The sequence below is a fragment of the Porticoccus hydrocarbonoclasticus MCTG13d genome (genome assembly GCF_000744735.1).
Classification (GTDB): domain Bacteria; phylum Pseudomonadota; class Gammaproteobacteria; order Pseudomonadales; family Porticoccaceae; genus Porticoccus; species Porticoccus hydrocarbonoclasticus.
The window spans coordinates 395838-413339 of sequence record NZ_JQMM01000001.1; the positions used below are offsets into that span (position 1 = coordinate 395838).

30 protein-coding genes are annotated in these 17502 nt (G+C 50.5%); all 30 read right to left on the reverse strand.

All coding sequences use genetic code 11. From position 1 onward, the window contains the following. Positions 1-127: 127 nt before the first annotated feature. The 30 genes from rplQ to fusA all read right to left on the reverse strand — a co-directional run bounded on the left by rplQ (position 128) and on the right by fusA (position 17412). A complete protein-coding gene (rplQ, locus tag U740_RS01880) occupies positions 128-520 on the reverse strand; it encodes a 50S ribosomal protein L17 (RefSeq protein WP_036858646.1) in 393 nt (130 codons plus the stop codon). A gap of 89 nt (positions 521-609) precedes the next feature. After that, a complete protein-coding gene (locus U740_RS01885; protein WP_036858647.1) occupies positions 610-1608 on the reverse strand; it encodes a DNA-directed RNA polymerase subunit alpha in 999 nt (332 codons plus the stop codon). A gap of 51 nt (positions 1609-1659) precedes the next feature. After that, complete coding sequence (gene rpsD / locus U740_RS01890; protein WP_036858648.1) at positions 1660-2280, reverse strand: 30S ribosomal protein S4; 621 nt, start codon at positions 2278-2280, stop codon at positions 1660-1662. A 15-nt stretch (positions 2281-2295) separates the two neighbouring features. Further along, positions 2296-2688: a 30S ribosomal protein S11 gene (rpsK, locus tag U740_RS01895; protein WP_036858649.1), complete on the reverse strand. Its 393-nt coding sequence runs from the start codon at positions 2686-2688 to the stop codon at positions 2296-2298. A 9-nt stretch (positions 2689-2697) separates the two neighbouring features. Next, the gene (rpsM, locus tag U740_RS01900) at positions 2698-3054 is read right to left on the reverse strand and encodes a 30S ribosomal protein S13 (RefSeq protein WP_036858650.1); all 357 of its coding nucleotides are present in this window, start codon (positions 3052-3054) and stop codon (positions 2698-2700) included. Positions 3055-3172: 118 nt separating this feature from the next. Further along, the gene (gene rpmJ, locus U740_RS11955) at positions 3173-3289 is read right to left on the reverse strand and encodes a 50S ribosomal protein L36 (RefSeq protein ID WP_081890805.1); all 117 of its coding nucleotides are present in this window, start codon (positions 3287-3289) and stop codon (positions 3173-3175) included. Positions 3290-3308: 19 nt separating this feature from the next. Then, positions 3309-4631, reverse strand: a complete 1323-nt coding sequence (gene secY, locus U740_RS01905; protein WP_036858651.1) for a preprotein translocase subunit SecY — start codon at positions 4629-4631, stop codon at positions 3309-3311. Between the two features lie 6 nt (positions 4632-4637). Next, positions 4638-5072, reverse strand: a complete 435-nt coding sequence (gene rplO, locus U740_RS01910) for a 50S ribosomal protein L15 (protein ID WP_036858652.1) — start codon at positions 5070-5072, stop codon at positions 4638-4640. Positions 5073-5074: 2 nt separating this feature from the next. Beyond that, positions 5075-5263, reverse strand: a complete 189-nt coding sequence (gene rpmD / locus U740_RS01915) for a 50S ribosomal protein L30 (protein ID WP_036858653.1) — start codon at positions 5261-5263, stop codon at positions 5075-5077. A 42-nt stretch (positions 5264-5305) separates the two neighbouring features. Then, positions 5306-5818, reverse strand: a complete 513-nt coding sequence (rpsE, locus tag U740_RS01920; protein ID WP_036858654.1) for a 30S ribosomal protein S5 — start codon at positions 5816-5818, stop codon at positions 5306-5308. Between the two features lie 12 nt (positions 5819-5830). Continuing rightward, a complete protein-coding gene (gene rplR / locus U740_RS01925) occupies positions 5831-6181 on the reverse strand; it encodes a 50S ribosomal protein L18 (protein ID WP_036858656.1) in 351 nt (116 codons plus the stop codon). Positions 6182-6190: 9 nt separating this feature from the next. Next, positions 6191-6724 carry a 50S ribosomal protein L6 gene (gene rplF / locus U740_RS01930; protein ID WP_036858657.1) on the reverse strand — a complete coding sequence of 178 codons (534 nt, stop codon included), beginning with the start codon at positions 6722-6724 and terminating at the stop codon, positions 6191-6193. A gap of 13 nt (positions 6725-6737) precedes the next feature. After that, positions 6738-7130: a 30S ribosomal protein S8 gene (gene rpsH / locus U740_RS01935; RefSeq protein ID WP_036858659.1), complete on the reverse strand. Its 393-nt coding sequence runs from the start codon at positions 7128-7130 to the stop codon at positions 6738-6740. Between the two features lie 29 nt (positions 7131-7159). Next, a complete protein-coding gene (gene rpsN, locus U740_RS01940; protein ID WP_036858660.1) occupies positions 7160-7465 on the reverse strand; it encodes a 30S ribosomal protein S14 in 306 nt (101 codons plus the stop codon). 10 nt (positions 7466-7475) lie between these two features. Next, positions 7476-8015, reverse strand: coding sequence for a 50S ribosomal protein L5 (rplE, locus tag U740_RS01945; protein ID WP_036858661.1), 540 nt, complete (start codon positions 8013-8015; stop codon positions 7476-7478). A 17-nt stretch (positions 8016-8032) separates the two neighbouring features. After that, positions 8033-8350, reverse strand: coding sequence for a 50S ribosomal protein L24 (gene rplX, locus U740_RS01950; protein ID WP_036858662.1), 318 nt, complete (start codon positions 8348-8350; stop codon positions 8033-8035). A gap of 22 nt (positions 8351-8372) precedes the next feature. Beyond that, complete coding sequence (gene rplN / locus U740_RS01955) at positions 8373-8741, reverse strand: 50S ribosomal protein L14 (RefSeq protein ID WP_036858663.1); 369 nt, start codon at positions 8739-8741, stop codon at positions 8373-8375. A 35-nt stretch (positions 8742-8776) separates the two neighbouring features. After that, positions 8777-9043 (reverse strand): 30S ribosomal protein S17, encoded by a 267-nt coding sequence (gene rpsQ, locus U740_RS01960; protein ID WP_036858664.1) that lies wholly within the window; start codon positions 9041-9043, stop codon positions 8777-8779. 1 nt (position 9044) lies between these two features. Further along, positions 9045-9236, reverse strand: coding sequence for a 50S ribosomal protein L29 (rpmC, locus tag U740_RS01965; protein WP_036858665.1), 192 nt, complete (start codon positions 9234-9236; stop codon positions 9045-9047). Further along, positions 9236-9649 carry a 50S ribosomal protein L16 gene (rplP, locus tag U740_RS01970; RefSeq protein WP_036858666.1) on the reverse strand — a complete coding sequence of 138 codons (414 nt, stop codon included), beginning with the start codon at positions 9647-9649 and terminating at the stop codon, positions 9236-9238. Before rplP ends, rpmC begins: the two co-directional genes overlap by 1 nt. Before the next feature lie 25 nt (positions 9650-9674). Further along, entirely contained in the window at positions 9675-10355 is a 681-nt protein-coding gene (rpsC, locus tag U740_RS01975) for a 30S ribosomal protein S3 (RefSeq protein WP_036858667.1), read from the reverse strand. Next, positions 10355-10696 (reverse strand): 50S ribosomal protein L22, encoded by a 342-nt coding sequence (gene rplV / locus U740_RS01980; protein WP_036861017.1) that lies wholly within the window; start codon positions 10694-10696, stop codon positions 10355-10357. Before rplV ends, rpsC begins: the two co-directional genes overlap by 1 nt. Positions 10697-10721: 25 nt before the next feature. Then, on the reverse strand, positions 10722-10997 hold the full coding sequence (gene rpsS, locus U740_RS01985; protein WP_036858668.1) for a 30S ribosomal protein S19: 276 nt from the start codon (positions 10995-10997) through the stop codon (positions 10722-10724). A 23-nt stretch (positions 10998-11020) separates the two neighbouring features. Beyond that, positions 11021-11845 (reverse strand): 50S ribosomal protein L2, encoded by an 825-nt coding sequence (rplB, locus tag U740_RS01990; protein ID WP_036858669.1) that lies wholly within the window; start codon positions 11843-11845, stop codon positions 11021-11023. Positions 11846-11857: 12 nt separating this feature from the next. Continuing rightward, positions 11858-12157, reverse strand: a complete 300-nt coding sequence (gene rplW, locus U740_RS01995) for a 50S ribosomal protein L23 (protein ID WP_036858671.1) — start codon at positions 12155-12157, stop codon at positions 11858-11860. After that, positions 12154-12768: a 50S ribosomal protein L4 gene (gene rplD / locus U740_RS02000; RefSeq protein ID WP_036858672.1), complete on the reverse strand. Its 615-nt coding sequence runs from the start codon at positions 12766-12768 to the stop codon at positions 12154-12156. Before rplD ends, rplW begins: the two co-directional genes overlap by 4 nt. Before the next feature lie 11 nt (positions 12769-12779). After that, positions 12780-13415: a 50S ribosomal protein L3 gene (gene rplC / locus U740_RS02005; RefSeq protein ID WP_036858673.1), complete on the reverse strand. Its 636-nt coding sequence runs from the start codon at positions 13413-13415 to the stop codon at positions 12780-12782. A 102-nt stretch (positions 13416-13517) separates the two neighbouring features. Continuing rightward, complete coding sequence (gene rpsJ, locus U740_RS02010; protein WP_036861018.1) at positions 13518-13829, reverse strand: 30S ribosomal protein S10; 312 nt, start codon at positions 13827-13829, stop codon at positions 13518-13520. 207 nt (positions 13830-14036) lie between these two features. Then, positions 14037-15263 carry an elongation factor Tu gene (gene tuf, locus U740_RS02015; protein ID WP_036858674.1) on the reverse strand — a complete coding sequence of 409 codons (1227 nt, stop codon included), beginning with the start codon at positions 15261-15263 and terminating at the stop codon, positions 14037-14039. Positions 15264-15306: 43 nt separating this feature from the next. After that, positions 15307-17412, reverse strand: a complete 2106-nt coding sequence (gene fusA, locus U740_RS02020) for an elongation factor G (protein WP_036858675.1) — start codon at positions 17410-17412, stop codon at positions 15307-15309. Positions 17413-17502: the final 90 nt, after the last annotated feature.

Consider the following 17502-nt stretch of genomic DNA (forward strand, 5'->3'; position numbering starts at 1 on the left):
TAAAATTATCAGTAATTATTCAGTAGCCCAAAAAGGCTATCGCGCACTCTTTAGTTTGCCGGGAAAAAAGGACACAAAAAAGCCGGACATTCGTCCGGCTCTTATCTGACCAAATCACTGTGGTCAATTATTCATCGTCTTCAACATCAACCGGCTCCACATCTGGACGGTCTACCAGTTCTACGTAAGCCATCGGTGCGGCATCACCAGAGCGTAGCCCACATTTAAGAATGCGGATATAGCCACCGGGACGACTTTCATAGCGCGGGCCGAGCTCGGCAAACAATTTACCGACAGCTGACTTGCAACGTAAACGGTCAAATGCCAGACGGCGATTGGCAACGCTGTCCTGTTTTGACAAGGTGATCAGCGGTTCGGCAAAACGCCTCAACTCTTTTGCTTTTGGCAGCGTGGTCCTGATCAATTCATGCTCAACCAGGGAGGTCGTCATATTGCGAAACATGGCGCGACGGTGAGCACCTGTACGACTTAATTTGCGGCCACTAAGACGATGACGCATGATTTTATACTTCCTTTAAAATAATGTTGCTGTTAACCCAGCAAGTATTCTATGCAACAGTGGCAGACAAAATCTGCAACCCTAATCAATTAAACCTGTTCGGTGTCAGAACGCAGGCTGGCAGGTGGCCAGTTCTCCAGGCGCATACCCAAAGACAGTCCACGGGATGCCAGTACATCCTTAATTTCTGTAAGCGACTTTTTACCAAGATTTGGGGTCTTGAGCAGCTCAACTTCTGTGCGCTGGATAAGATCACCAATGTAATAGATGCTCTCTGCCTTAAGGCAGTTTGCTGAACGGACCGTCAGCTCAAGATCATCGACAGGACGCAAGAGGATCGGATCCACTTCTTCCTCTCTCTCTACCGGCTCGGCAAGATTTTCACTTTCTAGGTCGACAAATACGGCCAGCTGCTGTTGCAGAATGGTAGCTGCGCGACGAATGGCCTCTTCAGGATCAATAGTGCCATTCGTCTCAAGATCCAGCACAAGTTTGTCGAGGTCAGTACGCTGCTCAACCCGGGCACTCTCAACAACATAGGCTACACGACGAACAGGGCTAAAGGTGGCATCCAACTGGAGACGGCCAATAGAACGGGTCTCATCTTCATCATTCCCACGGCTATCAACAGGCTGATAACCACGCCCTGTAGTAATATGTAACTGCATATTCAGAGCTGTATCGCCAGTGATCGTGGCAATCAGGTGATCGGGATTCTTAATTTCTACAGAGTTATCTACCTGGATATCTCCTGCTGTCACAATCCCTTTCCCTTTTTTGCTGAGGGTCAGCGTAACATCGTCCTTATCGTGCAGTACGATAGCAACTTCTTTGAGGTTCAGGAGAATTTCAATAACATCTTCCTGAACGCCTTCGATACTGCTGTATTCATGTAGGACACCGTCAATCTCGACCTCTACAATGGCTGCACCACCCATTGATGACAACAGAATGCGGCGCAGCGCATTACCCAGTGTATGACCAAATCCACGCTCCAATGGTTCTAAAACGACTTTGGCACGGGTTGGTCCGAGCTCGGTTACGTCGATGTTACGTGGTGTCAAAAACTCATTTACTGATGTCTGCATATCTATACCTGTTAGATGGGGTCGCTTAACTGGTTTTCAGCCTTCAGTTCTTTACTTCGAGTAAAGTTCAACAATGAGGTTTTCATTGATTTCAGCAGGGAGATCGCTGCGCACCGGATTGCGCTTGAACACACCTTCCAACTTATTCGCATCTATTTCCATCCAGTCAACCAATCCTCGCTGCGAAGCAATTTGCATCGCAGACTGAATACGTAACTGTTTTTTACATTTTTCACGAATGCTCACCACGTCGCCATCCATTACTCTGTATGAGGGGATATTGACCTTTTTGCCATTCACTTGAATAGAGTTGTGAGCAACAAGTTGACGAGCCTCTGCACGCGTAGAACCAAAGCCCATGCGGTAAACAACGTTGTCCAAACGGCGCTCAAGCAGCTGCAGCAGGTTTTCACCGGTTGCACCTTTTATGCGGGCCGCTTCCTTGTAGTAATTGCGGAATTGTTTTTCCAATACGCCGTAAAGTCGACGCACTTTTTGTTTTTCGCGCAACTGAACGCCATAATCAGAAAGACGACCACGACGTTGACCGTGTTGGCCGGGTGCACTTTCTGCGCGACACTTTGACTCCAGTGGACGAATACCACTCTTAAGAAAAAGATCCGTGCCTTCGCGTCGGGAAAGCTTACAAGTCGGTCCAAGATATCTTGCCATTAGTTAACTATCCTCTTATACCCGACGCTTTTTCGGCGGACGACAGCCGTTGTGCGGGATCGGTGTTACGTCGGTGATATTGGTAATTTTGAAGCCTGCATTGTTCAGTGCGCGCACGGCAGACTCACGTCCGGGCCCGGGGCCTTTCACCTGGACATCCAGATTTTTCAATCCGTATTCCTGTGCAGCGAGGCCAGCACGCTCTGCAGCTACCTGTGCAGCAAAAGGCGTACTTTTCCGTGAACCGCGGAAGCCAGAACCACCAGAGGTAGCCCAGCTCAGGGTATTACCCTGACGATCACTAATCGTTACGATCGTATTGTTGAATGAAGCGTGAATATGCGCCACACCATCAACAACTGTCTTTTTGACTTTTTTTCGAGTCGATTTTTGTCCAGGCTTTGCCATTTGTCTTTCCTATCGCTTGATGGGCTTGCGAGGGCCTTTACGGGTACGCGCATTCGTTTTGGTGCGTTGACCGCGCAGCGGCAGACCACGGCGGTGACGGAGACCTCTATAACAGGCCAGGTCCATCAAACGCTTGATGCTCATGCTGACTTCGCGACGCAGATCACCTTCAACTGTATGATCGCCAACAGCATTACGGACAGCGTCCATCTGCTCATCGCTCAAATCGGAAATCTTAACGTCCTCGGCAATACCAACCTGGGCACAAATGGCACGGGCTGAACTGCGACCAATCCCGAAAACATAGGTAAGTGAAATCACCGCATGTTTATTATCTGGGATGTTGACACCGGCAATACGGGCCATCACTTTACTCCACTTTTATGTTTAACTGCCGTCAACTTGCTTTAACAGCCCACAGGGCTGGCCAAAAAGGCGCAAAAGGATAGCGCTGAAGGCACAAAAAATCAATATCTGTCTACGACTAACCCTGCCGTTGTTTATGGCGGGGTTCTGCACTACAAATCACTCTCACAACACTCTTGCGCTTAACAACCTTGCAGTTGCGGCACATTTTTTTTACCGAAGCACGCACTTTCATAGGAACACCTCAACTTCAACTAGCGAATCCCGCTGCCAAAACCTTTCAGATTCGATTTCTTCATTAGCGATTCATACTGACGTGACATCAAATGAGATTGGACCTGAGCCATGAAATCCATGGTAACAACGACAACAATCAGCAATGAGGTGCCACCCAGATAGAAGGGCACATTAAAATAAATATTCAAAAATTGCGGCAGCAAGCATACAGCCGCCATATACAAACCACCGACCAGGGTCAACTTTGTCATGACACCGTCGATATAACGCGCAGTTTGTTCGCCGGGACGAATACCAGGTAAGAACGCCCCACCCCGCTTAAGGTTATCCGCCATTTCTTTCGGGTTAAACATCAATGCCGAATAGAAAAAACAGAAGAAAATAATCAACCCAGCAAACAGCAGTACATGCAACGGCTGGCCTGGCCCGAGAAATAATGCAACGTCCTGCAACCAATCCGGACTATCTGCCCCCTGCCCAAACCATTGCGCAATTGACGCAGGGAACAACAGAATGCTACTGGCGAAAATTGCCGGTATAACACCTGCCATATTCACTTTCAGAGGTAGATGGCTGGTTTGTGCTGGACCTCTTCCAGGTTGTCTTTGTGCGTAGTTCACAGTGATGCGGCGCTGTCCACGCTCGACAAACACAACAAAATAAACCACGGCGATTGCCAAAACGCCTACGACCAGCAAGGCGAGTATATGCAATTCACCCTGCCGCGATGATTCAAATGCTTGGCCAATTGCAGACGGGATGCCTGCTGCAATGCCGGCAAAAATCAGCATCGATATACCGTTTCCAACGCCCCGCTCCGTGATCTGCTCACCGAGCCACATCATAAACACAGCACCAGTCACCAGCGATACTACAGCAATAAAATAAAAGCTGAAGTCTGCGGAAAAAGCCAACCCTTGTCCCGCCAGACCTACTGACATACCAATAGCCTGAACAGTAGCAAGCAGCACAGTCCCGTAACGCGTGTACTGGTTAATTTTGCGTCGACCAGCATCACCCTCTTTTTTTAACTGCTCCAGCGACGGCGTTACAGCTGTCAACAACTGCATGATAATCGATGCCGAAATATAGGGCATGATGCCAAGTGCTAGGATACTCATTCTCTCCAAGGCACCACCGGAAAACATGTTGAACATGCCGATGATTGTTCCCTGATTCTGACTGAACAGGTCAGCCAGTCGGTCCGGGTCTATGCCCGGCACCGGGATATGAGTCCCGATACGGTAAATTACCAGCGCTACAAACAAAAAGCGAAGGCGAGCCCAAAGCTCGCCCAAACCTTTAGTATTGCCCTGCGGCATGTTTCCGGGTTTTGCCATCAGGCTTTACTCTTCAACTTTGCCGCCAGCTGCTTCAATCGCAGCACGAGCACCTTTGGTTACACGCAAGCCTTTAACAGTAACGGGCCGATCCACTTCACCGGACATGAAAACCTTCGCGCGGGTAATTGATGCATTAATCAAACCTGCAGCACGCAATGTTGCGATGTCGACCAGATCACCGGAGACGCTATTCAATTCACTCAAACGGATTTCAGCCGTAACGCGGGAAATACGGGAAGTGAAGCCATACTTCGGCAAACGTTTCTGCAAGGGCATCTGTCCGCCTTCAAAACCCGGGCGAACACTTCCACCGGAACGTGCTTTCTGGCCCTTGTGGCCACGACCAGCAGTTTTACCCAAGCCACTGCCAATACCTCGGCCGACACGTTTGCCTTCCTTGATTCTGCCTGGTGCGGGACTTAGCGTATTCAGACGCATGTCTATACTCCCTCAACCTTAACCATATAGTGAACTTTATTAATCATGCCACGAACTGAAGGAGTGTCTTCGACCTCTACAGTGTGGTTGATGCGACGCAAACCCAGACCTGCTACACACGCCTTATGAGCTGCAAGTCGGCCATGTACGCTGCGCACCTGAGTAACCTTGATTTTCTTAGCTTTTGTCATGGTAAAGCTTCCGTTTTGTACTTAACGCGGCAACCGCCGTACTTAATTCAGTATCTCTTCTACGCTCTTACCGCGCTTTGCTGCCACTGTTTCTGGTGAACTCATTTCTTGCAATGCTTTAAATGTTGCGCGAACAACATTGACAGGGTTGGTAGAGCCGTAGCATTTTGCCAATACGTTTTGCACACCGGCAATTTCCAGCACCGCGCGCATAGCACCACCAGCAATAACGCCAGTACCATCAGAGGCCGGCTGCATATAGACTTTGGATGCACCATGGTTGGCCTTGGTAGGGTACTGAATAGTAGTACCTTTCAAATCCACCTGAATCATATTGCGACGAGCAGCCTCCATGGCTTTCTGAATGGCCTGGGGCACTTCACGCGCCTTACCGCGACCAAATCCAACTTTGCCGTTACCATCACCAACGACAGTCAGCGCAGTAAAACCAAATATCCGACCACCTTTTACAGTTTTGGCGACCCGATTAACCTCAACCAGTTTTTCCTGCAGCCCTTCTTCACCGGCTGACGTATCTCTCTGATCTCTAGACATAACAATAAACCTTTAGAATTCCAGGCCGGCTTCACGAGCGGCATCGGCTAACGCTTTAACGCGTCCGTGATACTTGAAACCACTCCGGTCAAATGCAACCTGAGTGACACCTGCCTGCTTGGCACGTTCTGCAATCAGAGCGCCGACACCCTTAGCCGCATCCGTATTGCCGGTTTTACCGGCACGCAGTGATTTGTCCAGCGTTGAAGCACTGGCCAGAATCAAGCCGCCACAAGGCGATATAACTTGCGCATAAATGTGACGCGGCGTTCTGTTCACACAGAGACGATTCGCGCCCAGTTCTTGTATCTTGCAGCGGGCACGACGTGCACGACGCAAACGTGATTGTTTCTTGTCGCTCATGATCTTGACCTACTTCTTCTTCGCTTCTTTACGACGTACCTGCTCATCCGCATAGCGAACTCCTTTGCCTTTGTAGGGCTCAGGTGGACGGAAAGCACGTATTTCTGATGCTACCTGTCCAAGCAGCTGCTTATCTGCCGACTTCAATAAAATTTCTGTCTGACTCGGTGTCTCTACTGAAACACCGTCAGGCAGTTGATATTCAACGGGGTGGGAAAAGCCCAGCGTTAAATTGATTTTGCCACCCTGCGCCTGGGCACGATAACCCACGCCAATTAGCTGTAGCTTTTTGACGAAACCCTCACCAACACCCAGAACCATATTGTTGACCAATGAGCGGGTCGTTCCGGCCATGGCATTCGCCTGCTTACTTCCATCACGCGCAGCAAAGGTCAACAGGTTATCGTCCTGCTTGATTTCTACCTGTTGATTAACAGCCAACGAGAGGGCTTTTGAACCACTCTTGACTGAAATCTCATTAGTGCCGAGTTTTACTTCCACACCAGCCGGTATGGTAACCGGGTTTTTTGCAACTCTAGACATCTCGACTATCCCATTAGAAAACTGTGCAGAGAACCTCACCGCCAATACCGGCAGCACGGGCAGCACGATCAGTCATCACACCTTTACTTGTGGAGACGATAGCTACACCCAAGCCAGCACGAATACTTGGCAGTTTGTCTGAACCTGAATACTGGCGAAGGCCCGGCCTACTGTAACGGGTAATCGTTTCGATCACCGGTTTACCTTCAAAGTATTTCAGCACCAGGGTTAACTCCGGCTTGGCACCATCCGCAACACTGAAATCAGTAATATAACCTTCGTCCTTCAAAACCTGGGCAACAGCCACTTTCAATTTGGCGGACGGCATAGTGACAGATTTTTTTGCCGACATCTGCGCGTTGCGGATGCGGGTCAACATATCTGCCAGGGTATCTTGCATACTCATCTGATTAATTCCTTAATTCGCGACGCTGCTTACCAACTGGCCTTAACCAGGCCTGGAACATCTCCGCGCATGGCAGCTTCACGAAGCTTATTGCGGCACAGACCAAATTTACGATAGACACCATGGGGACGACCGGTTTGACGACAACGACGCTGCTGACGGCAAGGGCTGGCATTACGTGGCAATTGTTGGAACTTCACCTGAGCATCCCAACGCTCTTCATCAGAAAGCGAGGCATTGGAAATGATTGCTTTCAACTCGGCACGCTTTTCAGCGTATTTCGCAACAATACGTGCACGTTTTTTCTCGCGCTCGATCATGGATGTCTTTGCCATATAACTTACCTCAACCTTTCAGCGGAAAACTGAAAGCACGGAGCAGAGCCCGGCCTTCATCGTCATTGCGGGCGGTGGTGGTAATGGTGATATCCAGTCCACGCAACGTATCCACTTTATCGTACTCAATTTCAGGAAAAATGATTTGCTCGGTGACACCCATGGAGAAGTTCCCATGACCGTCAAAGGATTTCGGGCTGACACCTCGAAAATCCCTGATTCTTGGAATCGCCAGAGAGATCAGGCGTTCGAGAAACTCGTACATACGATCACTCCGCAAAGTCACTTTGCAACCGATGGGCCAACCCTCACGGACTTTGAACCCGGCGATTGACTTGCGTGCTTTGGTGACGACCGGCTTTTGCCCAGCGATCAACGTCATATCCGCCACCGCATTTTCAAGGGCTTTTTTATCGCCCAGCGCTTCACCCACACCCATGTTTAGTGTGATTTTAGTGATCCTTGGCACCTGCATTACATTTGCCAGCCCCAGCTCTTCTTTAAGCTTGGAAGCAATTTCACTCTTGTAGACTTCTCTCAGCCTTGCCATGTCAGTTTCCTGTCAAATTAGGCGTCAACGGCTTCGCCGTTGGATTTAAAAATACGAACTTTCTTACCATCTTCGAGCACTTTGAAGCCCACACGGTCCGCCTTACTGGTTGCACGATTATAAATTGCAACATTCGAGGACTGAATCGGTGCCTCTTTCTCAATGATTCCACCAGGAACATTCATCTGAGGATTTGGTTTCTGATGTTTTTTGATGATATTCACACCGGAGATCAACAGACGACCATCGGCCTGCACCTTGAGTACCTTGCCACGTTTGCCTTTATCTTTACCGGCTGTCACGATGATTTCATCATCACGTTTAATCTTGCGCATAACCCTTTCCTCGCCCCCGGCCTTACAGAACTTCAGGCGCCAGTGAGATAATTTTCATGAAACGTTCGCCGCGCAGCTCACGTGTAACCGGCCCAAAAATACGGGTACCAATCGGCGCGAGCTGCTGATTCAACAGAACAGCTGCATTGTCATCAAACTTGATCAGGCTGCCATCTTGGCGACGAACACCCTTACGGGTACGCACCACAACTGCATTCATAACCTGACCTTTTTTTACTTTGCCACGGGGTATGGCTTCTTTGACAGTTACCTTGATAATGTCACCCACGCTGGCGTAGCGGCGGTGTGAACCACCCAAAACCTTGATACACATCACCCGACGAGCACCACTGTTGTCAGCCACATCCAGATAGCTTTCTGTCTGAATCATTGTCTCTCTCCGAACCCGTTACTGCTGCGTACCGATTAAACTTCGGTCGCACGCTCATCAATCTTGACCAGCGTCCAGGATTTTGTTTTGGACAGTGGACGAGTTTCCGCAATAGTCACCAGATCACCCTGACGACAATCGTTACTTTCATCGTGAGCTTTAACCTTAGTGGATTTGCTCACGATTTTTCCATAGACCGGGTGCTTGACCCGGCGCTCGATCAGCACAGTGACTGATTTATTCATTTTGTCACTAACAACTCGACCAGTGAGCGTGCGAGCATTTTTTTCTGCTTCACTCATCTTAGTTACCCGCTTTTTCGTTCAGCACAGTCTTGATACGCGCAACATTGACACGCGCTTCTTTGACCTTGTGGCTCTGTCCCAACTGACCAGTGGCAGCCTGCATACGCAACTTGAATTGCTGCTCTAGCTGCTTGCTCAATTCCTGATTCAGTTCTTCAACTGTTTTTTCACGCAATTCGATGGCTTTCATTACATTACCGACCGTCTAACAAAGGTAGTTTGAACCGGCAACTTGGCTGCCGCGAGTGCAAAGGCCTCGCGAGCGATTACTTCAGAAACACCTTCCATTTCATAAAGCACTCTGCCGGGCTGAATTTGAGCGACCCAGTATTCAACGCTCCCCTTACCTTTACCCATCCGCACTTCAAGTGGTTTATTGGTGATCGGCTTATCGGGAAAAACCCGAATCCAGATCTTGCCACCACGCTTGATGTGACGGGTCATGGCACGACGGGCAGATTCAATCTGACGCGCAGTCAGACGACCACGACCTATGGCCTTCAGACCAAATTCGCCAAAGCTTACCTTGCTACCGCGCAATGCCAGACCACGGTTGCGGCCTTTGTGTTGCTTACGGAATTTTGTACGTTTCGGTTGCAGCATCTCGCTTGACCCTTAACTCGCAAACTTACTTCTTTTTAGTCGGTGTTTTCTTGGCTGGCACTTGCGCCGCCTCTTCACCACCAATCACTTCGCCCTTAAAGATCCATACTTTTACGCCAATAATGCCGTAAGTAGTTGAACCTTCTGCAGTGCCATAATCTATATCGGCCCGCAGGGTGTGCAGGGGAACACGACCTTCGCGATACCATTCTGAGCGTGCAATTTCAGCACCACCAAGACGTCCACCGACCTGGATCTTGATACCTTTTGCACCCTGCCGAATGGCATTCTGTACCGCCCGCTTCATGGCGCGACGAAACATAACGCGACGCTCCAATTGCTGAGCGACATTCTGGGCCACCAGGGTGGCATCAAGGTCGGGCTTGCGAACTTCCTCAATGTTGATATGCACGGGAACACCCATTTGGGCAGAAACCTCGTTGCGCAGCGCCTCAACATCTTCACCCTTCTTACCGATCACAATGCCAGGACGGGCAGTATGAATAGTAATTCTCGCCGTTTGTGCGGGGCGCTCAATTTCAATTCGGCTGACAGAGGCATGGGCAAGTTTTTTATTGATAAACTCGCGAACACTCAAGTCAGCATTCAGTTTGTCTGCATAATCTTTCTGTCCGGCGTACCAGATAGAGGTATGTTTTTTAACAATACCCAGACGAATGCCTGTTGGATGTACTTTCTGACCCATTAAACGGTCTCCTCATCGGCAACTTTCACGGTAATGTGACAAGAGCGTTTGAATATGCGGTCAGCACGACCCTTGGCACGGGGTTTGATGCGTTTCATGGTGGTGCCTTCATCGACAAAAATTGTCGATACACGAAGTTCATCAACATCCGCGCCTTCATTATGCTCAGCATTTGCAATAGCAGACTCGAGCACCTTCTTGATAATCGCCGCACCTTTTTTGGCGCTAAAAGCCAATATATCCAGCGCTTCCTCTACAGGCTTTCCACGCACCTGATCAGCCACCAGACGCGCCTTTTGCGCCGACAATCTGGCTCCGCGTAATTTTGCTGCTACTTCCACAGTCATCTACCTCTTAAACACCAGCTTAACGCTTGGCCTTTTTGTCCGCTACGTGGCCGCGATAAGTCCGAGTAGGGGCAAATTCACCTAATTTGTGCCCCACCATTTCCTCATTCACCAACACTGGTACGTGTTGACGACCATTGTGTATGGCAATAGTCAAGCCGACCATATCCGGACTGACCATCGAACGGCGCGACCAGGTTTTGATCGGACGTCTGTCATTTTTTTCTTGCGCTTCATCAACCTTTTTCACAAGGTGAAGGTCGATAAAAGGTCCTTTCTTGAGAGAGCGTGGCACTATATTTTCCTCTTCTCTATCAATTACTTGCCGCGACGGCGCACGATCATATTAGTTGTGCGCTTGTTTTTTCTGGTCTTGTAACCTTTGGTCGGAATACCCCATGGTGTCACCGGATGACGCCCACCGGATGTACGACCTTCACCGCCACCATGGGGGTGATCGACCGGGTTCATAACCACACCTCGAACGGTGGGGCGAACACCACGCCAGCGAGATGCGCCAGCTTTACCCAGCGAGCGCAGACTGTGCTCGCTGTTGGAAACTTCACCAATGGTCGCACGACAATCCACCGGCACTTTGCGCATTTCACCGCTGCGCAGGCGCAAGGTGGCGTATTGACCTTCACGGGCAACCAGCTGCACAGAAGTACCTGCACTGCGCGCCAACTGCGCACCCTTACCGGGTTTCATCTCGACACAATGGATAACACTACCCACCGGTATGTTTCTGAGAGGTAGCGTATTTCCCACCTTGATCGGCGCACTGACACCGGACTGGATCAGATCGCCATCTTTTAAACCCTTGGGAGCAATAATGTAGCGGCGCTCACCATCGGTATAACAAACCAGCGCAATATAGGGTGTACGGTTGGGATCGTATTCCAGGCGCTCGACTTTTGCCGGAATACCGTCCTTACTACGTTTAAAATCGATCAGCCTGTAATGCTGTTTATGACCACCACCAATATGGCGTGTTGTAATTCGGCCATTGTTATTGCGCCCACCTGTTCTGGTTTTCTTCTCCAGCAACGGCGCATAGGGTTCTCCCTTATGCAGATTCGGGTTGACAACACTGACAACAAATCGGCGACCGGGAGACGTTGGCTTTCTCTTTACGACTGGCATCTCAACAACCCCTTATTCAGCAGCTACTGCAAAGTCAATGTCCTGACCCTGCGCAAGACGTACATACGCTTTTTTCCAGTCAGAGCGTTTACCCAAACCAAAGCGCGTCCGTTTGGTTTTACCCTTGACCTTGGCGACACGAACATCCATCACTACGACATCAAACAGTTTTTCAACAGCTGCCTTTATTTCAAGCTTGGTCGCATTGGTAGCAACTTTGAAAGCGACTTGATTTTGACGATCGGCAGCAAGGGATGTCTTTTCCGTAATATGCGGCCCCAACAACACTTTAAAGATGCGCTCTTGATTCATATCAGCATCTCCTCAATTTTTTTCAGTGCAGGCACTGTGACCAACACCTTTTCAAAATGGATCAAACTGACAGGATCAACACCAACTGCATCACGCACATCGACCTTGTGCAAATTACGTGAGGACAGGTACAGATTTTCTGTCACCTCTTCAGTCACAATCAGCACATCCTGAACACCAAACTCACCCAGTTTCTGAATCAAGGCTTTGGTTTTTGGCTGATCCACATCAAAGGATTCCACCACCACCAAGCGATCCTGACGGGCCAGCTCTGACAGTATGGATCTGAGCGCAGCGCGATACATCTTGCGGTTCAGCTTTTGCGAGTGATCCTGGGGCTTGGCGGCAAATGTCACACCACCGGTACGCCAGATTGGCGAACGAATAGTACCGGCACGGGCACGACCCGTACCCTTCTGGCGCCAGGGCTTCTTGCCACCACCGCTGACTTCTGCGCGAGTTTTTTGCGCCCGAGTACCCTGACGGGCACCTGCCAGGTAGCTAGTCACTGCCTGATGCACCAGATCCTGATTAAATTCTTTACCAAACGCGACCTCAGAAACCTCTATGGTTCCTGCGCTGCCTTTGGGAGTAGCTATCGTTAATTCCATCGGCGATCCCCTCAGCCCTTCACAGCAGCACGAATGATCACGTCACCACCTGGCGCACCAGGTACAGCACCCTTGATCAGGAGCAGGTTACGTTCAGCGTCTATACGGACAATTTCGAGATTCTGCGTGGTAACACGTTCAGCACCCATGTGCCCAGACATTTTTTTGCCTTTAAATACCCGGCCAGGCGTCTGACACTGACCGATTGAACCGGGAGCACGGTGTGACAATGAGTTGCCGTGCGTCGCATCTTGCATGCTGAAGTTCCAGCGCTTGATCACACCCTGAAAACCCTTGCCTTTAGAAGTGCCGGTAGCATCGACTTTCTGACCCGCCTCGAATTGCTCAACGGTGATGTTGCCACCAACCTTCAAATCTTCAGGCAAACCTTCGACACGCAATTCCCAAGAACCTCTACCCGCTTCAACACCAGCTTTGGCAAAATGACCAACCTGGGATTTACTGACACGGGAGGCTCGACGGGCACCAGCAGTCACCTGCACGGCGATATAACCGTCAGTCTCATCGGTTTTGATTTGAGTAATGCGATTGGGCTCCGCCTCGATCACAGTGACCGGAATTGAGGCGCCATCCTCAGTAAACACACGTGTCATGCCGCATTTGCGGCCGACTATACCAATAGTCATTTGTCTAACCTCATAGTGTACGGGGCTTTTACCCGCTATGGCCGCCCATTTCAGAGCGTTACACACGCCCTGCGTTGGCAGGACATGGGTTTTCAGTACCGCTTATGTCAGGCTAATTTGAACCTCAACACCTGCGGCCAGATCCAGCTTCATCAGGGCATCAACAGTTTTCTCTGTCGGCTCAACAATATCCAGTAACCGCTTGTGGGTACGGATTTCATATTGATCACGCGCATCTTTGTTAACATGCGGCGAAATCAAAATAGTAAAACGTTCTTTGCGAGTTGGCAGGGGAATCGGTCCACGAATCTGGGCCCCGGTACGCTTTGCCGTCTCAACAATTTCCTGCGTGGAAGCATCAATCAGCTTGTGATCAAAAGCCTTCAGGCGAATACGAATACGCTGATCCTGCATGGAATCAAACTCCAACTGTCTAAAGAGCCATCGAATCCCGCACATCGGGACCCGGAAAAATGGAGGCGAGATTCTAAGTCTGCCCCCAACCCCTGTCAAGCAAAAACCTGTTACACCAGGCGATTTTTATCGGCTAGCAATCAACAGCATCGCGATAAAAAGGGGGCCATAGGGACCCCCGCAAACAAGACAGGTACTTTATTGCTATTACTCAATAATTTTAGCGACCACGCCGGCACCGACCGTGCGGCCACCTTCACGAATCGCAAAGCGCAACCCGTCTTCCATCGCAATCGGCGCAATCAGCGTCACTGTCATCTGGACGTTATCTCCAGGCATAACCATTTCCACACCCTCAGGCAGCTCACAGGCGCCTGTCACATCCGTGGTACGGAAGTAGAACTGCGGACGGTAGCCCTTGAAGAACGGCGTGTGACGCCCTCCCTCGTCCTTGGACAGCACGTAAACCTCTGCCTCAAACTTGGTATGCGGCTTGATGCTGCCCGGCTTACACAAGACCTGACCGCGCTCAACGTCATCACGCTTCGTTCCGCGAAGCAGAACACCTACGTTCTCACCAGCACGACCTTCGTCCAGCAGCTTCCGGAACATCTCAACACCGGTGCAGACTGTCTTGGTGGTATCCCGGATACCCACAATCTCGATCTCTTCGCCCACTTTGACAACACCGCGCTCAACGCGACCCGTCACCACTGTGCCACGCCCAGAGATCGAAAATACGTCTTCGATCGGCATCAGGAACGGCTGGTCAATCGCACGCTCCGGCTCAGGAATATAGGCATCCAGCGCCTCGACCAGCTTGCGGACCGCCGTGGTACCCAGCTCGTTGTCGTCTTCACCGTTCAGCGCCATCAGGGCTGAACCGGCAATAATAGGGGTATCGTCACCCGGGAAGTCATAGGCATCCAGCAGCTCACGGAGCTCCATTTCAACCAGTTCGATCATCTCATTGTATTCTTCAGAGCCAACACCACCGCAATCTTCTGCCAGCAGGTCCGCCTTGTTCAGAAACACCACAACGTAAGGAACACCCACCTGACGGGACAGCAGGATATGCTCCCGGGTTTGCGGCATCGGGCCATCCGTCGCGCCACACACCAGAATCGCACCATCCATCTGTGCAGCACCGGTGATCATGTTCTTCACATAGTCGGCGTGACCCGGGCAGTCAACGTGTGCGTAGTGACGGCTCGGAGAATCGTATTCAACATGGGATGTCGCAATCGTGATACCGCGCTCGCGCTCTTCCGGCGCATTATCAATACCATCAAAGGCCATCGCCGAGCCACTGCCCCAAGTTTCGAAACAAACCCGCGTCAGCGCCGCTGTCAGGGTCGTCTTACCGTGGTCAACGTGGCCAATCGTGCCAACGTTTACGTGGGGCTTGTTACGTTCAAACTTTGCTTTTCCCATTGTCTAGATCCTCTTAAAGATATGCTTTTTAATATTTCAAAAATTAGCGCTGGTTTTTTGCGATGACTTCATCGGCAATATTGCGCGGCGCCTCGGCGTATTTGTTAAATTCCATAGCAAATGTAGCGCGGCCCTGAGTGGCTGAACGCAAGTCGGTTGCGTAACCAAACATCTCTGCCAGGGGCACCTCTACATTAATAACTTTTCCTGAAACACATTCGTCCATACCAAGAATAATGCCACGGCGGCGGTTGAGGTCACCGACCACGTCGCCCATATTTTCCTCGGGCGTAATGACTTCAACTTTCATGATAGGCTCAAGCAAAACAGCACCACCTTTTTGGGCAAGTTGCTTGGTCGCCATAGACGCAGCAATTTTATACGCCATTTCAGACGAATCGACATCGTGGTATGAGCCGTCATAGGCTGTTGCCTTCAAGCCCAGCAGAGGGTAGCCAGCAAGCACACCATTCTGCATCTGCTCTTCGATACCCTTTTGGACAGCCGGAATATATTCCTTGGGAACCACACCACCGACAACTTCGTTGACGAACTCCAGACCTTCAGCATTCTCGTCCTCGCCCGGCTCAAACCGGATCCAGACGTGACCGTACTGACCACGACCACCGGACTGACGCACAAACTTACCTTCAATCTCACAGGTATTGCGAATCGCTTCGCGATAGGCTACTTGCGGCTTACCGATATTGGCCTCGACATTAAACTCGCGACGCATCCGGTCTACCAGAATATCCAAATGCAGCTCGCCCATACCAGAGATAATGGTCTGACCTGTCTCTTCATCCGTTTTGACACGGAAGGAGGGGTCTTCTTGGGCAAGCTTGCCTAATGCAATGCCCATTTTTTCCTGGTCGGCCTTGGATTTTGGCTCTACGGCAACCGAGATTACCGGCTCCGGAAACTCCATGCGCTCCAGTGTAATAATATTGTTCAAATCACAGAGCGTATCACCTGTGGTCACATCTTTTAGCCCAATCGCCGCTGCAATATCACCCGCCAGCACCTGCTTGATCTCCTCGCGGTTATTGGCGTGCATTTGCACCATACGGCCGATACGTTCTTTCCTGCTCTTGACCGGATTTAAAACCGTATCACCAGAATTCAGCGTACCGGAGTAAACACGGAAAAACGTCAGCGTACCCACAAAGGGATCAGTAGCAATTTTAAACGCCAGCGCAGAGAAGGGCTCATCGTCATCGGCCTTGCGCACCGCTACTGTCTCGCCATCATCCAGAACACCTTCAATAGCTTTCACTTCCGTGGGCGCCGGCAAATATTCAACCACCGCATCCAGCACAGCCTGAACACCTTTGTTTTTGAAGGCTGAGCCACCGAGAACCGGCACGATTTCATTAGCCAGTGTACGAGCACGCAATCCAGCCTTGATCTCCGTCTCGCTAAGCGCTTCGCCCTCAAGGTATTTGTTCATCAACTCTTCATTGGCTTCGGCAGCGGCCTCAACCATAAACTCACGCATCTCCTGACACTGGTCAGCCATCTCTGCCGGTATTTCGGCATATTGAAATGTCATACCCTGGTCGGCTTCGTTCCAAAGCACTGCCTTCATTTTGATCAGATCGACCACACCCTTGAAATTCTCTTCGGAGCCAATTGTCATCTGCAATGGCACCGCATTAGCCCCAAGACGCTCCTTAAGCTGACGGACAACCATCATATAGTCAGCACCAGCGCGATCCATCTTGTTCACAAACACCATGCGCGGCACTTCGTACTTATTGGCCTGCCGCCATACTGTTTCAGTCTGCGGCTGAACGCCGGAAGACCCACAGAGTACTACCACCGCACCATCCAGCACTCGCAGCGAACGCTCAACCTCAATGGTAAAGTCAACGTGACCGGGTGTATCGATCACATTGATTCGGTGTTGATCGAACTGCTGATCCATTCCTTGCCAGAAAGTCGTGACAGCCGCCGAGGTGATCGTGATACCACGCTCCTGCTCCTGAGCCATCCAGTCTGTGGTGGCAGCACCATCATGCACTTCGCCCAGTTTGTGTGACAGCCCCGTGTAGAACAACACACGCTCTGTCGTAGTCGTTTTGCCAGCATCTACGTGCGCACAAATACCAATATTCCGGTAACGGGCAATGGGAGTCTTACGAGCCACAATTTTTCCCCAACAAACAATTAATCTTAAAAATTACAAAAGGTAGCTGTGTGCCAGCTACCCTTTTGCAAAACGAAAGCACGCCAACCG

Bases quoted from the DNA above. Each gene is read 5' to 3' on its own strand.
- rplQ (WP_036858646.1), bottom strand. From the start codon at position 520: ATGCGTCATCGTCTTAGTGGCCGCAAATTAAGTCGTACAGGTGCTCAC.
- U740_RS01885 (WP_036858647.1), bottom strand. From the start codon at position 1,608: ATGCAGACATCAGTAAATGAGTTTTTGACACCACGTAACATCGACGTA.
- rpsD (WP_036858648.1), bottom strand. From the start codon at position 2,280: ATGGCAAGATATCTTGGACCGACTTGTAAGCTTTCCCGACGCGAAGGC.
- rpsK (WP_036858649.1), bottom strand. From the start codon at position 2,688: ATGGCAAAGCCTGGACAAAAATCGACTCGAAAAAAAGTCAAAAAGACA.
- rpsM (WP_036858650.1), bottom strand. From the start codon at position 3,054: ATGGCCCGTATTGCCGGTGTCAACATCCCAGATAATAAACATGCGGTG.
- rpmJ (WP_081890805.1), bottom strand. From the start codon at position 3,289: ATGAAAGTGCGTGCTTCGGTAAAAAAAATGTGCCGCAACTGCAAGGTT.
- secY (WP_036858651.1), bottom strand. From the start codon at position 4,631: ATGGCAAAACCCGGAAACATGCCGCAGGGCAATACTAAAGGTTTGGGC.
- rplO (WP_036858652.1), bottom strand. From the start codon at position 5,072: ATGCGTCTGAATACGCTAAGTCCCGCACCAGGCAGAATCAAGGAAGGC.
- rpmD (WP_036858653.1), bottom strand. From the start codon at position 5,263: ATGACAAAAGCTAAGAAAATCAAGGTTACTCAGGTGCGCAGCGTACAT.
- rpsE (WP_036858654.1), bottom strand. From the start codon at position 5,818: ATGTCTAGAGATCAGAGAGATACGTCAGCCGGTGAAGAAGGGCTGCAG.
- rplR (WP_036858656.1), bottom strand. From the start codon at position 6,181: ATGAGCGACAAGAAACAATCACGTTTGCGTCGTGCACGTCGTGCCCGC.
- rplF (WP_036858657.1), bottom strand. From the start codon at position 6,724: ATGTCTAGAGTTGCAAAAAACCCGGTTACCATACCGGCTGGTGTGGAA.
- rpsH (WP_036858659.1), bottom strand. From the start codon at position 7,130: ATGAGTATGCAAGATACCCTGGCAGATATGTTGACCCGCATCCGCAAC.
- rpsN (WP_036858660.1), bottom strand. From the start codon at position 7,465: ATGGCAAAGACATCCATGATCGAGCGCGAGAAAAAACGTGCACGTATT.
- rplE (WP_036858661.1), bottom strand. From the start codon at position 8,015: ATGGCAAGGCTGAGAGAAGTCTACAAGAGTGAAATTGCTTCCAAGCTT.
- rplX (WP_036858662.1), bottom strand. From the start codon at position 8,350: ATGCGCAAGATTAAACGTGATGATGAAATCATCGTGACAGCCGGTAAA.
- rplN (WP_036858663.1), bottom strand. From the start codon at position 8,741: ATGATTCAGACAGAAAGCTATCTGGATGTGGCTGACAACAGTGGTGCT.
- rpsQ (WP_036858664.1), bottom strand. From the start codon at position 9,043: ATGAGTGAAGCAGAAAAAAATGCTCGCACGCTCACTGGTCGAGTTGTT.
- rpmC (WP_036858665.1), bottom strand. From the start codon at position 9,236: ATGAAAGCCATCGAATTGCGTGAAAAAACAGTTGAAGAACTGAATCAG.
- rplP (WP_036858666.1), bottom strand. From the start codon at position 9,649: ATGCTGCAACCGAAACGTACAAAATTCCGTAAGCAACACAAAGGCCGC.
- rpsC (WP_036858667.1), bottom strand. From the start codon at position 10,355: ATGGGTCAGAAAGTACATCCAACAGGCATTCGTCTGGGTATTGTTAAA.
- rplB (WP_036858669.1), bottom strand. From the start codon at position 11,845: ATGCCAGTCGTAAAGAGAAAGCCAACGTCTCCCGGTCGCCGATTTGTT.
- rplW (WP_036858671.1), bottom strand. From the start codon at position 12,157: ATGAATCAAGAGCGCATCTTTAAAGTGTTGTTGGGGCCGCATATTACG.
- rplD (WP_036858672.1), bottom strand. From the start codon at position 12,768: ATGGAATTAACGATAGCTACTCCCAAAGGCAGCGCAGGAACCATAGAG.
- rplC (WP_036858673.1), bottom strand. From the start codon at position 13,415: ATGACTATTGGTATAGTCGGCCGCAAATGCGGCATGACACGTGTGTTT.
- rpsJ (WP_036861018.1), bottom strand. From the start codon at position 13,829: ATGCAGGATCAGCGTATTCGTATTCGCCTGAAGGCTTTTGATCACAAG.
- tuf (WP_036858674.1), bottom strand. From the start codon at position 15,263: ATGGGAAAAGCAAAGTTTGAACGTAACAAGCCCCACGTAAACGTTGGC.